Genomic DNA, 15383 nt, shown 5'->3' with positions numbered 1-15383 from the left:
CAATGTGTTGAAATGAAAAAATGTTCAACCCCCTGGAACACAATTTCCAGGGGGTTAATCGTCCGTTATACCATTCTATTCTTTTCCCGGTCTGGAAGCAGGTCTCTGAAGGCTTTTTGAATGGACAAGGTGACAGGTCCCGGCCTTCCGCTGCTGAATGGGCGGCTGTCGATTTTGACAACCGGCATGACTTCGATGGTGGTCGAGGAAATAAAGGCTTCTTCATACTGATCGAGATCAGCTGCCGGGATTTCTTTTTCCACAACCTTTACTCCGGCATTCCGGCATGCTTCGATAATTTTCAGGCGGGTGATGCCGTTCAGAATAAAGTTATTGGCTGGATGGGTGTAGACGGTTCCATCCTTTACCGCGTAAAAATTGGTGGAGCTTCCTTCCGTAATCACTCCATCCCGCACAAAAACCGTTTCATATTTGCCGGCATCCGACGCTTCCTGCTTCGCCATCACATTCCACAGAAGATTCAGGCTTTTGATGTCGCAGCGTTTCCAGCGCATATCTTCCGCAGTGATGACTTCAACCCCGGTCTTTTGAAGCTCTGCCGGACGTTTCGACGGAATGGGATAGGCGACAAGCTGGGCGTTTACATCCGGCCCTGGAAAGAGATGATTCCTGGCGCTGACTCCTCTCGTCACCTGCATATAGATGCCGCCGTCCCAAACCCCGTTCACTGAAACGAGTTCCCTTACACGGTCCTTCAGCTCCTCCAGATCATAAGGAAGCGAAATTTTGATTTCTCCGGCACTTCTTTTCAATCTCTCTAAATGCTCATCCATTGTGAATATTTCTCCATCATAAACCCGGATCACTTCATAAACACCGTCTCCGAATTGATAGCCTCTGTCTTCAATATCTACTTTCGCCTGATCTCGGTCGATCAGTTCCTGATTCATGAGAATTTTCATCGGACACCTCTGGAATTTTCAGATTTGTTTCTCCCATTACAAACGGTAGACCAAGTTGTTGTCAAGCACATCGGCGCAAATAAAAAAGAATATTTTTAAGGGGAAATAGTTGAAATTATGATTCTTGTCCGATAATATGTATCTATACAAAACACAAGATATAGAAAACAAACTTCAACTAAACTACTATATATTGATTATATTCCACAGCAAACGGTGCTACGATTAGCTTAAAAGGGAATCCGGTGAGATACCGGAACTGTCCCCGCAACTGTAAGTGTGACGAAATGGGCATGCCACTGTACGAATTGGTACGGGAAGGGCTCAAAGTAGGAAAAAGCACAAGTCAGGAGACCTGCCGATGCTGGATATGTTTCGCTTTTCCCGGGGATTGGGAAGATGAAACGGTGGAAGTAAAAGATTCTCTTTTATTCTATCGTTTGATCCGCTCAATTGCCAAGAGCGGATTTTTTATTTTCCCTTGGAGGAGGATGGCGATGACCACCGTAATGACGAATGAAAAAGGCGTAAAAAGGCCATTTGATCAGCAGCATTTTATGCAATGGATCGAGGAAGCGGGAAAAGATTTCCCACACCTGGATTTGCTTTCTTTTACAGAGAGATTGATGGAAGCCATCGCAGCGAGAGATACATATACAGAAAAACAAATGAAGAACCTCGCCATTTTAGAAGGATTGGCGAACATATCAGAGCTCGAGCCGGATTGGACTTACCTTTGTGCCCGACTGTATTTGGACGAGCTTTATTCAGAAGCAGCCAGAAGCCGCGGCTACGAGAGGCCGGCGAAGTACGGATCTTTTCTAGAATTGATCGATAAGCTCCACAGCATCGGCATTTACGGAGACCTGATTCCGCAAAGGTATACGCCGAAAGAAATCAGCGAGCTTGGCGAGGCCATTGAGCCGGAACGTGATCTTCTCTTCACCTATATCGGTCTCCGGACGCTTGCTGACCGCTACATTGCCCGCGACTACAGCAAGAACGTGATGGAGCTTCCCCAGGAGCGGTTTATGATCATTGCGATGACCCTGATGGCTGGTGAGCCGGCAGAGCACAGAATTCACCTTGTCAAAGAAGCCTACTGGGCACTGAGCAATCTATATATGACCGTTGCAACTCCCACTCTATCAAATGCCGGGAAATCCGTCGGACAGCTGTCCAGCTGCTTTATCGATACGATTGATGACAGCCTCCAGGGGATCTTTGACAGCAACACAGACATTGCCAATCTATCCAAAAGCGGCGGCGGCATCGGGGTGTATCTCGGGAAAATCCGCAGCCGCGGCAGTGATATCCGCGGATTCAAAGGGGTATCCTCCGGCGTGCTCCCATGGATGAAACAGCTGAACAACACAGCAGTCAGCGTTGATCAGCTCGGCCAGCGGAAAGGCGCGATTGCCGTATACCTTGATGTATGGCATAAAGACATCTTTTCTTTCCTTGATTCCAAGCTGAATAATGGGGACGAACGCCTCCGCACCCATGACCTGTTTACAGGGGTGTGTCTCCCGGATTTATTCATGGAGCAGGTAGAGGAACGCGGCGACTGGTATTTATTTGACCCTCATGAGGTCAGAAAAACACTCGGCTTCAGCCTCGAAGATTATTTTGACGAGAAAAAAGGCAGCGGCAGCTTCCGTAAAAAATACTGGGAATGTGTCCGCCATCCCGATTTAGCAAAAGAAAAAGTACCGGCGATTGAGATTATGAAGCGGATGATGATCAGCCAGCTGGAATCGGGAACACCGTTTATGTTCTATCGGGACGAAGTGAACCGGATGAACGCCAATTCGCACGCAGGCATGATTTACTGCACGAACCTTTGCACAGAAATCACCCAAAACCAGAGCGCGACAACGATGGATGAGCAATATACAGAGGATGGAAAAATCATCACCGTCAAAACCCCCGGCGATTTTGTCGTCTGCAACCTGTCTTCGATTTCCCTCGCGAAAGCGGTTACCGGGGATGTATTGGAGAGACTGATCCCGATTCAGGTCCGGATGCTCGATAATGTGATCGATTTAAATGATATACCGGTTCTGCAGGCGAAGCTGACCAATTCCAAATACCGTGCCATCGGACTCGGCACGTTCGGCTGGCACCATCTTTTAGCCCTCGAAGGCATCAAATGGGAAAGCGAAGAAGCCGTCCAGTATGCCAATCAGCTGTACGAAAAAATTTCTTACTTAACCATCCAGGCGAGCTCAGAACTCGCAAAAGAAAAAGGAGCGTACCCGGCCTTTGAAGGGTCAGGCTGGGCAACCGGCACGTATTTTGAAAACCGGGGCTACCAATCGGATGAGTGGCAGGCGCTTCAGCAGCAAATCGCGGAAAACGGTATGCGGAACGGCTACCTGATGGCTGTCGCGCCAAACGCGTCCACCTCGATTATTGCCGGAAGCACCGCAAGCATCGATCCGATTTTCCAAAAGGTCTATTCGGAGGAAAAGAAAGATTACAAGATTCCGGTAACCGCACCTGATTTAAGCCCGGAAACGACGTGGTACTATAAATCCGCCTATTTCACGGACCAGCATTGGAGCATTGAACAGAACGCCGCGAGACAGCGCCATATCGACCAGTCGATTTCATTTAACTTTTATGTATTGAACACGATTAAAGCAAAGGAACTGCTTGATCTTCATATGAGTGCCTGGAGCGCCGGACTGAAAACGACTTATTACGTCCGCTCCACCTCAAGCCTCATCGAAGACTGCGATTCCTGTGCGAGCTAGGAGGAAAAACAGATGACAGACATCGCTCTTTCGCAGCGGACCATAATGGATCCGGATGCGCCGAACCGTTCCACAGCGCTGATCAACGGCCGGAGCTCCAACATTTTGAACTGGGATGACGTGGCCTATCCGTGGGCGTATTCAAAATATAAGAAAATGCTCTCCAACTTCTGGACCCCGTTTGAAATCAACATGTCCCAGGATGTGAAGCAGTTCAAGGATCTCGAGGAGCACGAAAAGGATGCCTTTCTGAAAATCATCGGCCTCCTTGCCCTTCTCGACAGCATTCAGACCGACTATGCCGGAAAAGTCGCTGACTACATCACCGACTCAAGCATCAACGCACTCATGATTATGCTCGCCCAGCAGGAAGTGATTCACAATCATTCCTACTCTTATGTGCTCTCAAGCATCGTCCCGAAAAGCAAGCAGGATGAAGTATTCGAGTATTGGCGAAGCGAGGAAATCCTGAGGAAGCGAAACGATTTTGTCACCAACGGCTACAAGGCTTTCGCTGAAAATGCGAACGTGGAAAACCTGCTGAAGTCACTTGTGTACGACGTCATTCTCGAAGGCTTGTTCTTTTATTCAGGCTTTGCCTTCTTTTACAACCTTGCCCGCAATCAGAAAATGGTGGCCACAAGCACAATGATCAACTACATCAACCGCGATGAGCAAATTCACGTCGATTTGTTCGTGAAAATTTTCAGAGAAGTGCTTGTCCAGTATCCGGAGTATGATACACCGGACCTTAAACGCTTTGTCGAAAGCACAATGGTCGAAGCAGCCGAACTTGAAATCGAATGGGGCCGCCATATGATCGGAAACAAAATGGATGGCATCAGCATGAAGGACCTGGAGGACTACATCAAATTCTATGCCAACGTCCGCTCCAATCAGCTCGGCTATGACCGCCCGCTTGAAGGCTACCGGACAAACCCGCTCAAGTGGATCAAAGCCTACGAAGAAGTGGACCTCGGAAAGTCTGATTTCTTTGAACAGAAATCAAGGCAGTATACGAAGGTTAATAACGTGGATAATGGGTTTGATGATTTATGATGGTGGGTTTTGGCTGGGGTGACGGGTGGCGGATGATGGGATGATGGGGTCTGTCCCGCGATGCTTCACCGCAAAGCGGGACAGAGGCACCTCTCCTCAATCCCTTGCGTGGAAACGGTTCACAGGGTTGGTGCCAGAGCTTTAATTCGCTAATAGATTGCGGGACTGGCACAGGGTCAGTCCCGCACTGCTTCACCGCAAAGCGGGACAGAGGCACCTCTCCTCAACCCCTTGCGCGCCAACGGTTTACAGAGTTGGTGCCAGAGCTTTCGTCCGCTAATAAAGTACGGGACTGGCACCGGGGTACTAAACCGAGGTACTAAACCTAAATACTAAACCTGGGTCCTCCCACCTCAAAAAGGAGGGGCTGCTAAAGAATATCTTTCAGCAGCCCCTCCTTCGTTCATTCCGCTTCCTCTTCTTCATCCTGATCTTTTTTCTGCTCCTCTTTCAGCCATTTCAGCCACTCAGGCTCCGGCTGGTCGGGACTTTCGCTGAAGACTTCGGTGACATCCCTTTCCTCTTGATGGGAGAGGATATCATGAATATCATTGCCGTCGCCCAGGATGTTGCCGAAGCCCTGGTTATGCTTTTTGCTGCTTTTAAAATCGGTCGGGAAGTTATTGCCGAAGTTCACAGCAGACGCATCCTCTACGGTACCGATATGAATGTCCCCGATTCTGAAGTCAGCAGAAAGCGGCCGTTCTTCATCTGGGACCTCATGTGATTTAGGATTTTCATTATCCATTTCATAAGGAATGCTCTTTCCATTAATTCTAATGGAAATTGGTTCTTTCACCTGTCTTTCAGGCTGGGCATGCCGGTGAGTCTTCGCGGAAAACGTATTTCCTATATTCAATGTCCCGCTCAGCTGTTTTACATCCACCTTTTGCAATTCATAAGTTAATTGCTGAACGTTCATTGTCTCCATATGCTCAATATAGAAGGTTTGATTTACATGGCTTTGTGTTTTTTTGACCGTTTCCTCTATCGCTTCAAGTCTTTTCTCCATCCTCTGAAGAAGTTCGAACCATCCCTTTTCATCCGAAGCCATCCTGTTTCATCCCTTTTGCACGTTCCGCCCAGCTGAAGCATACGATAAAATGAGCCTGGCGGACTGACATTTTGAATTGAGGGAGGAAAATATGAAACGTTCCCTTCTTTCCCCTGAAATCATATTTAAAGATTTAAACGTGCTGGAAATGGCAGATAATGCCGGTGTCTTTATCGGAAAAAACATGCAGATCAGCTGGACCTCGTCGCTTGACAGCCATCATTCGGGCTTTGGCACCGTGTCCGGACATGATAATGCCGTTTTTCAAAACACACATCTTGTTCTTCACGATCATGGGAAAAAATCACCGGAAAAGGTGTTTCAGCAAATCACTAAAGAAAAAGGCTAGCTCGAACCTTCATCCGCTTTTTTCTCCTGCGTTTCTTCTACTGTGATATTGTTATAAATCTTATTGCCATTCCCGCTTACTCTTCCAAACCCCTCATAAACCCCTGATCTATTTTTCCATTTATATTGAATGTTCTCTCCATAAAATAACCCGGAGCTATTTTGAATCCGCTTCACGTTTACCGATTGAAAATGGATCTTCGGCATCGAAAAAGCCCCTTTCCTCTGCTTGTCCACAGAACCTTAGCTTCATTATTAAATATATATATCCCTTCCTGTCCAAGTATGCGTGTAATCAAAAGGAAAACCATCCCGGAAGATGGCGCTTTCCATTTCAGCTTTGCGTAGTCGGCTGGTTAATGGTCCCTTCTGTTTGAGAAAAATCAGAATCCATTACATCGTTATCGTGGACAATATTCGCATTTTGCATGGACAGATTGTCATATCCAATCATTTTCCCGAAGCCCGCATTGCTTTTCTTGTTGACCGTCCAGTTATATTGATAGTTTGAGCCGGTAAAAATACCGGAATTCCCCGAAATGGCCGAAACATTTATATTGGAAAATTGAATGTGCAGACTTTTCATCGTTTTCTTAGAACTGAGTAGTCGGCTGCGGATTTATATTTTCCGGCTGGGAAATCGCCATATCAAACAGATCTTGATCATTGATAATATTCGTGCATCCAATCGTTGCTGAGTTTACGTAGTTGCCATTGCCCGAATTAAATTTCCCTTGGGCATTCCAGTCCGACTGGCTGTTCTGTCCAGAAGAAATGATGCAATTAGCAGACATGCTAATCACATTAATCTGATTAAAAACGACGGAAACCGGCATCATCCCATCCTCCGTTTCTCTCATGCAAATTTACCTTACTATATGTAGTGATTCTGAGCGATGTGAATGGACCTGCCGGGAAAGAAAATGGCCTGGCCGATTAAATCGTCGACAAATTCTGATAATTTTAAAGTATAATAGCTACTATAATTCAATTTTTCTTATAAGGAAAAAGACTGAGCTGAATGTAAGAATCCAGCTGTAGAACGGAACAGGAAAGGTAGCCAAGATGAGTATAATTAAGGATTTTTTGCTGCAGCTCGCACTGATGGCCATACCCATTTTTATTTACTTTACTTTTATCACGGAGAAGATAAAGAGTCATAAAAATAGAAAGGTCTTCATGTCTGTTCTATGGGGGATTTCGATATTGTTTTGTATGTCCTTCCCAGTTAGTTTCGGCCATAATGCCCGTCTGGATTTGAGAATTATTCCACTTCTTTTTGGCATTTTGTATGGCGGTTTTTGGCCGGGCATCTTTCTGTCAGCCCTAATCGTCCTTTACCGGCTTTATCTTGGAATCAGTACGGGATTTTATACGACGGTTCTTGTCTTATCCATCTCCCTTCCTGTTCTCCTGTATTTTCAAAAAGCCTTCATTCGTTCGAATAAAGATAAACGGGTTAAAATGGCTGTCGGCCTTTCTTTTTTCTATCTATTGACAGGTATTTCTATTTTCGGATGGTTTAAAGGTTTTTCCATCGATAACCTTAAAATACAGATGATTCATCTGGTCTTTGTATTGGCTGTTACTTGGTTCTGTACGACGTTAAATGAAACCATTAAAGAAATTCACCAGCTGAGATCAGACATGCAAAACTCAGAAAAATTCCGGGTCATCGGCGAGCTGGCAAGTGTGTTTGCCCATGAAATCAGAAATCCGATGCAAGTAACCAGAGGCTTTCTCCAGCTGCTGGACGATCCGGACTTGCCGGACAAAAAGAAGGAATATCTTCAGCTATCGATTGAAGAATTGGATCGGGCAAATGAAATTATCCATGATTTCCTCTCTTTCGGCAAACCGGCCGTCCATAATGATGAACGAATTCATGCTGGTGATCAGCTGCTTCGGGCAGTCAGCATCCTTCAGAGTTACTCCTTGAACCATCATGTTGAATTGAAAACGGATATTCGCGAGAGCTGCTGGATTTATGCTAATCGGCAAAAACTGAACCAGTCACTGATTAATATTTTTAAAAATGCAATCGAGTCTATGCCGGATGGAGGAATCGTCTGGATAACATGCGAGCCAACTGAAGATGGATATGTAAGAATCACGATTAAGGATGAGGGAATTGGGATGACCGAAACTCAGCTGGAGCGGCTCGGGTCTCCATTTTATTCCTTAAAGGAAACCGGAACAGGCTTGGGAATGATGGTAAGTTTTCAAATTGTCCGGTCTTTTCAGGGGAAGATTCTGGTGAAAAGCGAAAAGGATAAAGGGACCGAATTTATCATTCTTATTCCCCAGGCGGCTTAACAGGCTACCGCTTATCGATTATTGCTGTTCCTTTCCGCCACCCGTTTTCATCTGCTGAAAGATGTTAAACTTGTTACAAACGGAGGTGAGCGGCCATGCGCGATCACGAATGGGATGCCATCGTATCCTGCAGTAAAGCTTTTGACGAACGGTTTTTCTACGGAGTGAAAACAACGAACATATTCTGCAGGCCATCCTGCCGTTCAAGGACTCCTCTGAGACAACATGTTCAAGTGAACAGCTCTGCGGAATATTTCCTTCACCAGGGCTACCGTCCCTGCAAGAGGTGCCGGCCCGATGAGGAAGGACTTCCTGACCCTAAGAGGCTTCTTGTACGGAATGCCAAAAGATGGATTGAAGAGAATTACCGAGAAGATCTGACTCTTCAGACCATAGCCGATGCACTCTATATCAGCCCCTATTATTTTCAGAAAACGTTTAAAGAGATTGAAGGGAAATCCCCTGCTCAATATGCAGCGGAAGTCCGCATTAAAGCGGCTCAAGCCATGATGAAGGAAGGAGCCTATTCGATTGCGGAAATCGCCAGCCTGACCGGTTTCAAAAAGCCCTCCCATTTTTCACGGGTGTTCAAGCGGCTGACCGGTGAATCTCCATCCCATTTCAGACAGAAGGTGCTTACATGATTCGTGTATATGCTGCTCTTGGAGGCCTCAGTCTTATTTGGGGGCTTTCCTTTGTGTTTATTAAGGTACTCGTCGGCCCCGCCGGCATGTGGGGGACGGTCTTTTTGAGGTGTGCAGCCGGGGCTTTATTGCTCCTGCCCCTTTTACTTGCAAAAAGAAAAGCCATTCCGCGCAAGATTCCCTGGATCCCGCTCCTGGTCATTGGCGTCCTGAACACCGGGCTGCCATGGGGCTTAATCGCGCTCAGTGAAACGGTCATTTCGAGCAGCTCGGCTTCAATCCTGAATGCCACCACACCGCTGTGGACCGGACTGATCGGTATCCTGTTTTTCTCGGCTGCCCTGGCCGCAAGACAGTGGATCGGGCTGTTTATGGGATTGATCGGAATCCTGATTTTCATCGACTTTGACGTCGTAAAGCTCGCTCAGGAAAATTTCACGGGAGTCGGCACGATGCTGATCGCCACTCTGTGCTATGGAACTTCAGCCCAGCTGACGAGAAAATACCTCGGGAACAGCGGAGTACTGTTTACGACGGCTGTCTCTCTGATGGTCGGTGCAATCGTTGGACTGATCGGCATGCTTTTCTCACAGCCTATTGAACTTTCGGCTCTCGCCAATGGTCCAGTGATCCTTGCGATTATCGGACTCGGGTGTTTTGGATCAGGCATTGCCCAGCTTCTTTTTTATTACATCACAAAAGAGGGCGGACCGGAAATGGCCGTTTCGGTTACCTTCCTTATTCCAGTCACCGCCCTGCTGTGGGGATCCTTCCTGCTGCAGGAGAAAATCAGCTCTCACGCCGTTTTGGGACTGTTTATCATTCTGGCCGGCGTCTATCTGGCGACCAGGAAAAAGAAAGCGGCCGTTTCAATCGGTGAATCTGCGTAAAAAAAGAGGCCGGGTCTACCCGTAACAAGGTTACTTTTGAGATGCCAAATTTAAAATCTCATTATGAAATGCTTGCATTTCAAATTCTAATTCGCAGTTAAATTCACACAAAAATGAGGCTGGGACAAAAGGTTTCCGACTTATAAAAAAAAACCGAACGATTATTTGAATCTCTGGTATAGAGGTTCGTAATCGTTCGGTTTTATTGTTTTTCATGCTTTCTTCAAAAGCGCTGTTAGACTTGGCTGTTGATTTCCGCTGCAGTCGTTCGCTTTCCGCGGGGCGGGCGGTGAGCCTCCTCCTGGCTTCGCCACTGCGGGGTCTCACCTGTCCCGCTGCTCCCGCAGGAGTCTCACGCCTTCCGCTCCAATCAACAGGTCTTAAGTATCAACAACATGCTTTAACATAGCCTTCTCAAAAGAAATATTCGGCTCTAGGACAACAATTTTAGTTATGTCCCAACCTCATTTTCCTTTGTAAATGTTCAATCTTCACTTCTATACTCAAGAATATCACCAGGTTGACACTCCAATGCCTTGCATATTGCTTCTAAAGTGGAGAACCTAATCGCTTTTGCTTTTCCGTTTTTCAATATAGAAAGATTAGACATTGTGATGCCTACTTTCTCTGTAAGTTCTGTTACACTCATTTTTCTTTTAGCAAGCATGACATCAATATTTATGATTATTGCCATTTTACCACCTCAAACGGTTAAATCATTTTCGGATTTTAATTCAATTGCATTTCTTAAGAGTTCCTGAAGAATAGCAGCAAATACCGCAATAACAAGAGTTGCAAAAACAATCACCATACCCATAATGGCAACTCCAGGGTGTAAAGCATTTAGCACAGCAAGCGAAATCATCCCTATTACATATAAGACGAAAATGGTTAATGCACAGTTCTTTATATATCCTAGAGAAATTACAGACAAATTAGAAAAGGCATTCTTTCGTTGTATATGATTTAAAATTTTTAACGCTTCGTATAAAGCCAGAAAAAATGGTATGGCTGTTACATATATCCCCAACAGAACTGGGATTTCCAAATAAGCAAACTCCGGGTACGTCACTGCTGTATCTCCTGCCAAGTTTGGCAATAAAAATATACTTAACGACAGTACAATGAGCCCAGTGATAAAAATAGTTATTTTCAAAAAAGTAATTTTATTTTGTTTCATTCCAATATCCACCTCCATTTTTTGTTAATTTTAAACCAATATTTATTGTTTATCAATAAATATTTACTATTTATTATTAAATTATTATTGTAGAGGATTTCCTTTTCAAATAAATCGGGCTGTCCAGTAAGTCCGATTTAAAGCTTTTCTTCCTTTTCATCTAACATTTGTTTTGCTGATTTCCGCTTCAGGCTGCTTGCTCATCCTTGGGCGGGCGGTAAGCCCGCTGGAGTCTCACGCTTCCGCTCCAATCAACAGGTGTCAAAAATCAACAGCACGCCTTAACAGACCAATAACAAAAAAGAGACTGGGACAAAAGGTTTTCGGCTAATTAAAAAACCGAACGATTATCTGAATCTCTGGTATAGAGGTTCGTAATCGTTCGGTTTTATTGTTTTTCATGCTTTCTTCAAAAGCGCTGTTAAACTTGGCTGTTGATTTCCGCTTCAGGCGTTCGCTTTCCGCGGGGCGGGCGGTGAGCCTCCTCCTGGCTTCGCCACTGCGGGGTCTCACCTGTCCCGCTGCTCCCGCAGGAGTCTCACGCCTTCCGCTCCAATCAACAGGTGTGAAAAATCAACAACTTTCTTTAACATAGCCTCTTCAAAAGACTATTCGGCTTTAGGACAAAAATTTTAGTTTTGTCCCAACCTCTTTAATTATCTAGCTAGTCTACCCGGTCTTCTTCCCTTACTTCCACCATCCATCAAACATCGTAGCCGGCAGCTGGCGCTTATGCTCTGTAATCATATAGCGCTTTTCAATCTTTTCAGCCACTTCACTTGATACTTCTTTGCCTTCCAGGTAGTCGTCCAATTCATCATACGTAATGCCAAGCTCGGTTTCATCGGCCTGCTGCGGCTTTTCATCGAGCAGGTCGGCCGTTGGAGCTTTCATGTACAGGCTTTCCGGGCAGCCAAGCTCTTTTAGAAGAGCTTTCCCCTGTCTTTTTGTTAAGCCGGTAAGCGGCAGGATATCTGCTCCGCCGTCTCCGTATTTCGTGAAGAATCCGGTTACGGCTTCAGCGGCGTGGTCTGTTCCCGTTACAAGGAGACCATGCTGTCCGCCGAACGCATATTGTGCGGTCATGCGGATCCGTGCTTTAACGTTTCCTTTATGGTAATCCGCGAGCTTCACCTCATCGGATTCGTTGTATGTAGCGGTGAAACCGTCCACCGCAGCGGCGATGTTATACGTCACGATTTTGTCCGGCTTCATGAAATCAAATACAAGCTCTGCGTCATGTTCGTCATGCTGAACATTGTATGGCAGACGAACGGCCAGGAACTTCGCGTCATAGCCTTCCTGGCGAAGCTCTTCCACTGCCATTTGATTCAGCTTGCCTGCAAGCGTGGAGTCCTGGCCAAGACTGATTCCGAGAACGAATCCTTTTGTCTTTGTTTTTTTCACATAGTCTTTCAGGAAATCGACCCGTTTCCGGATTTCCTCTGCCGGATTGATTTCAGGCTGAACGTTTAAGTCCTTCATAATCTGCTTTTGCATACTCACAATAAAGTCCTCCTCTAAGATTGCTTATTGATACAGGCCGTGCTTTTTCACATAATCATAGCAGGCATCGGGAAGCAGGTAGCGCGGTTCCCCGCCTTTTGCCAGCTCCTCGCGGATATATGTGCTGCTGATTTCCATCGCGAGTCCCTTATCAATCAAATGGAACCTTGTGCCGTCATCGTAATTGCGCAAAAAGGGCGAACGGGATATGGTCTTTAACATATCTATACCATTCCTGGCCATGACGATAAACTTATTATTGGCAATCAGCTCATCGGAATACTTCCATTTCCCTTCGGCAATATCGACAAGAAGATCCGCTCCCATGATAAACGATACTTCATCGCCCGGGAAAACGGAATGGAAATGCTGCATCGTGTGATACGTGTACACATTCCAGCTGTCCTGCTTCATTTCGTAGTCATCGAGAATGAATTTATCATTGTTATTCAGGGCCATCTCAAGCATCGCCATCCGGTGTTCATCGGTCGTATTCAGGCTTTTATCTTTTCGCTTGCTTGAACAGGGAAGGAAAATGACCCGGTCCAGCTTGCAGCGATGGGCGACCGTGCTTGCTGTCCACAGGTGAACGTTTGTGACCGGATCGAAGGAGCTGCCGTATATCCCGATTTTCGCCATCCGTCTCTCACCCTTTTCTTATTTTTTCCACCTTTTCCTTCACTTCGCGAATGTTTCGCATTTTGTTTTCCCAGCATTTTTCACTCAAGTCTACCGGGTAGTCCTCCGGATTGAGCTTCCTTCTGTACTCATCCCAAAGCTCCTCAAGATTTGTCTTCACTTTCCCCTGAATTTCCTGGATGGAAGGCAGATCGTAAATGAGTTTCCCGTTTTCAAAGATGTCCTTGTGAAGATCGCGCGCTTCAAAGTCTGTGACAAATTTGCTGATATACGTATGAACCGGGTGGAACATCTTCAGCCGTTCTTCCTCGTTCGGGTTTTCCTCTTCAAGCGCAATATAATCGCCTTCGGACTTATGATTGTTTGTGTTAATGATCCGGTAGATCCTTTTCATGCCCGGAGTCGTCACCTTTTCAGGGTTGCCGCTGATTTTGATCGTATCCTGCATCCGTCCATCCCCGCCCTCAATGCTGACGAGTTTATACACCGCGCCAAGGGCTGGCTGATCGTAAGCGGTAATCAGCTTCGTCCCGATTCCCCATGTATCGATCTTTGCCCCCTGGGATTTCAGGTTCATAATGGTGTCCTCATCCAGATCGTTGGAGGCGATGATATGCGTTTCCGTGAACCCCGCTTCATCCAGCATTTTTCTCGCTTTTTTCGATAAGTACGCCATATCGCCGCTATCAAGCCGGATTCCAACAAAATTAATTTTGTCCCCCAGCTCCTGAGCGACTTTTATCGCATTCGGCACACCGGACTTCAGTGTATCGTACGTATCCACCAAAAAGACACAATCTTTATGGCGGCGTGCGTATTTATGGAAGGCTGTATACTCATCGCGATATGCCTGAACAAGGGCATGGGCATGGGTACCGGCAGCCGGAATACCGAAAAGCTTCGCTGCCCGCACGTTAGATGTTGCTTCCAGGCCGCCGATAAATGCCGCTCTTGTTCCCCACACGGCTGCATCAAGCTCATGCGCCCGCCTTGAACCGAATTCCATGACCGTCTGATCTCCGACTGCCTGCTTAATTCTGCATGCTTTCGTCGCAATCAGGGTCTGGAAGTTCACAATATTAAGCAGAGCCGTTTCAATCAGCTGGGCTTCTGCAAGCGGAGCTTCGATTCGGACCATCGGCTCTCCGCCGAATACAAGCTCCCCTTCTTCCATCGAACGGACGGAACCGGTAAAGCGCATATCCTTTAAATAGGCAAGGAAATCATCCTGATAGCCAAGCTCCTTTAAAAAGGCCAAATCACTTTCGGAAAAATGGAATTCCTCCAAATACTGAATGATTCGTTCCAATCCTGCGAAAACCGCGTATCCATTGCCAAACGGCAGCTTCCGGAAAAACAGTTCAAACACCGCGTTGTTGTTATGAACCCCGTCTTCCCAATAGGTTTCCGCCATATTTATTTGATAAAGGTCCGTATGAAGGGCCAGGCTGTCATCCTCATATTTGTGGTGCATCTGTTGATCTCCTCTCCATCCAACTACTGAATTTGCGCGTTCAGGCTTCCTTTAAAGTGCCTTAGCGCCCATTTATGTCCCTCTTCATCAAAGCTTGCCGCTGCTTTTTCATGAATAACCAGCTTGAAGCCTTTGTTATAAGCATCAACGGCTGTATGAAGCACACAAATATCCGTGCATACCCCGATTAAATGAAGCTCGGTTATTCCCCTCTCTCTGAGAAGGATTTCCAAATTCGTCCCTGCGAATGCGCTGTAGCGCGTTTTATCCATCCAAAAAACATGATCAAGGTGCCGGCTCTCCATATATACATCCTGGAGACTGCCGTAAAGGTGCCGGCCGGCTGTTCCTTCAATATTATGAGGAGGGTAAAGGGCCGTTTCAGGATGATGCGGGTCATTTTTTTTGTGAATATCCACAGCGAAAACAACGAAATCTTCCTTCATGATAAATTCCTTTGTTATTCTGGCCGTTTCTCCTTCGATGGCCTGCCCCGGTTTTCCGCAAGTGAGTGCTCTGCCGTCTGCCACAAAGTCATTTGTGTAATCAATCACAATCAATGCCCTGCTCATGCCCATTCCCCCTGTTTAT

Annotated in this window: 17 protein-coding genes and 1 riboswitch; of the genes, 6 read left to right on the top strand and 11 right to left on the bottom strand. The window is 46.3% G+C overall.

Going from position 1 to position 15383, the window contains the following annotated elements; all coding sequences use genetic code 11:
* Positions 1 to 65 precede the first annotated feature (65 nt).
* On the bottom strand, positions 66 to 923 hold the full coding sequence (dat, locus tag CEF21_RS07490) for a D-amino-acid transaminase (protein WP_123914666.1): 858 nt from the start codon (positions 921 to 923) through the stop codon (positions 66 to 68).
* A gap of 197 nt (positions 924 to 1120) precedes the next feature.
* A riboswitch (cobalamin riboswitch) is annotated at positions 1121 to 1300 on the top strand.
* Between the two features lie 132 nt (positions 1301 to 1432).
* Here dat and CEF21_RS07485 point away from each other — a divergent pair.
* Both CEF21_RS07485 and CEF21_RS07480 read left to right on the top strand, forming a co-directional pair.
* A complete protein-coding gene (locus CEF21_RS07485; RefSeq protein ID WP_481747663.1) occupies positions 1433 to 3682 on the top strand; it encodes a ribonucleoside-diphosphate reductase subunit alpha in 2250 nt (749 codons plus the stop codon).
* A gap of 12 nt (positions 3683 to 3694) precedes the next feature.
* Positions 3695 to 4741 (top strand): ribonucleotide-diphosphate reductase subunit beta, encoded by a 1047-nt coding sequence (locus CEF21_RS07480; RefSeq protein ID WP_123914664.1) that lies wholly within the window; start codon positions 3695 to 3697, stop codon positions 4739 to 4741.
* 403 nt (positions 4742 to 5144) lie between these two features.
* On the opposite strand, the gene CEF21_RS07475 is transcribed toward CEF21_RS07480, so the two are convergent.
* Positions 5145 to 5795: a hypothetical protein gene (locus tag CEF21_RS07475; RefSeq protein WP_241156786.1), complete on the bottom strand. Its 651-nt coding sequence runs from the start codon at positions 5793 to 5795 to the stop codon at positions 5145 to 5147.
* Between the two features lie 91 nt (positions 5796 to 5886).
* Between CEF21_RS07475 and CEF21_RS07470 the strand changes: the two genes are divergently transcribed.
* Positions 5887 to 6144 carry a hypothetical protein gene (locus CEF21_RS07470; protein ID WP_206427802.1) on the top strand — a complete coding sequence of 86 codons (258 nt, stop codon included), beginning with the start codon at positions 5887 to 5889 and terminating at the stop codon, positions 6142 to 6144.
* Here the strand turns inward: CEF21_RS07470 and CEF21_RS07465 are convergent.
* The 3 genes from CEF21_RS07465 to CEF21_RS07455 form a co-directional block, all read right to left on the bottom strand.
* Positions 6141 to 6350, bottom strand: a complete 210-nt coding sequence (locus tag CEF21_RS07465) for a hypothetical protein (RefSeq protein ID WP_123914662.1) — start codon at positions 6348 to 6350, stop codon at positions 6141 to 6143. The two genes, CEF21_RS07470 and CEF21_RS07465, sit on opposite strands and share 4 nt — an antisense overlap.
* Before the next feature lie 127 nt (positions 6351 to 6477).
* A complete protein-coding gene (locus CEF21_RS07460) occupies positions 6478 to 6729 on the bottom strand; it encodes a hypothetical protein (protein ID WP_123914660.1) in 252 nt (83 codons plus the stop codon).
* Positions 6730 to 6736: 7 nt separating this feature from the next.
* Positions 6737 to 7003 (bottom strand): hypothetical protein, encoded by a 267-nt coding sequence (locus tag CEF21_RS07455; protein ID WP_241156785.1) that lies wholly within the window; start codon positions 7001 to 7003, stop codon positions 6737 to 6739.
* A gap of 205 nt (positions 7004 to 7208) precedes the next feature.
* Here CEF21_RS07455 and CEF21_RS07450 point away from each other — a divergent pair, with 205 nt between their 5' ends.
* The 3 genes from CEF21_RS07450 (at position 7209) to CEF21_RS07440 (ending at position 9993) form a co-directional block, all read left to right on the top strand.
* Entirely contained in the window at positions 7209 to 8459 is a 1251-nt protein-coding gene (locus tag CEF21_RS07450; protein WP_123914658.1) for an ATP-binding protein, read from the top strand.
* A gap of 95 nt (positions 8460 to 8554) precedes the next feature.
* Positions 8555 to 9103, top strand: a complete 549-nt coding sequence (locus CEF21_RS07445) for a bifunctional transcriptional activator/DNA repair enzyme AdaA (protein WP_123914656.1) — start codon at positions 8555 to 8557, stop codon at positions 9101 to 9103.
* Positions 9100 to 9993: a DMT family transporter gene (locus CEF21_RS07440; protein WP_346773372.1), complete on the top strand. Its 894-nt coding sequence runs from the start codon at positions 9100 to 9102 to the stop codon at positions 9991 to 9993. The genes CEF21_RS07445 and CEF21_RS07440 overlap by 4 nt, the downstream gene beginning before the upstream one ends.
* Before the next feature lie 484 nt (positions 9994 to 10477).
* Here the strand turns inward: CEF21_RS07440 and CEF21_RS07435 are convergent, their stop codons facing one another.
* The 6 genes from CEF21_RS07435 to CEF21_RS07410 form a co-directional block, all read right to left on the bottom strand.
* A complete protein-coding gene (locus CEF21_RS07435) occupies positions 10478 to 10687 on the bottom strand; it encodes a helix-turn-helix domain-containing protein (RefSeq protein ID WP_100330217.1) in 210 nt (69 codons plus the stop codon).
* A 9-nt stretch (positions 10688 to 10696) separates the two neighbouring features.
* Positions 10697 to 11173, bottom strand: a complete 477-nt coding sequence (locus CEF21_RS07430) for a DUF2975 domain-containing protein (protein WP_123914654.1) — start codon at positions 11171 to 11173, stop codon at positions 10697 to 10699.
* Positions 11174 to 11860: 687 nt separating this feature from the next.
* Complete coding sequence (nadE, locus tag CEF21_RS07425; RefSeq protein ID WP_123914652.1) at positions 11861 to 12679, bottom strand: NAD(+) synthase; 819 nt, start codon at positions 12677 to 12679, stop codon at positions 11861 to 11863.
* A 24-nt stretch (positions 12680 to 12703) separates the two neighbouring features.
* The gene (gene nadD, locus CEF21_RS07420) at positions 12704 to 13318 is read right to left on the bottom strand and encodes a nicotinate (nicotinamide) nucleotide adenylyltransferase (protein ID WP_123914650.1); all 615 of its coding nucleotides are present in this window, start codon (positions 13316 to 13318) and stop codon (positions 12704 to 12706) included.
* A 7-nt stretch (positions 13319 to 13325) separates the two neighbouring features.
* A complete protein-coding gene (locus tag CEF21_RS07415; RefSeq protein WP_123914648.1) occupies positions 13326 to 14792 on the bottom strand; it encodes a nicotinate phosphoribosyltransferase in 1467 nt (488 codons plus the stop codon).
* Between the two features lie 23 nt (positions 14793 to 14815).
* Entirely contained in the window at positions 14816 to 15364 is a 549-nt protein-coding gene (locus CEF21_RS07410; protein ID WP_123914646.1) for a cysteine hydrolase family protein, read from the bottom strand.
* Between the last annotated feature and the right edge of the window lie 19 nt (positions 15365 to 15383).

It is taken from the genome of Bacillus sp. FJAT-42376, from assembly GCF_003816055.1.
In the GTDB taxonomy this organism is placed as follows: domain Bacteria; phylum Bacillota; class Bacilli; order Bacillales; family Bacillaceae; genus Metabacillus_B.
Note: the sequence above shows the minus strand (reverse complement) of the source record. Positions and strands in the feature narration are given on the sequence as shown.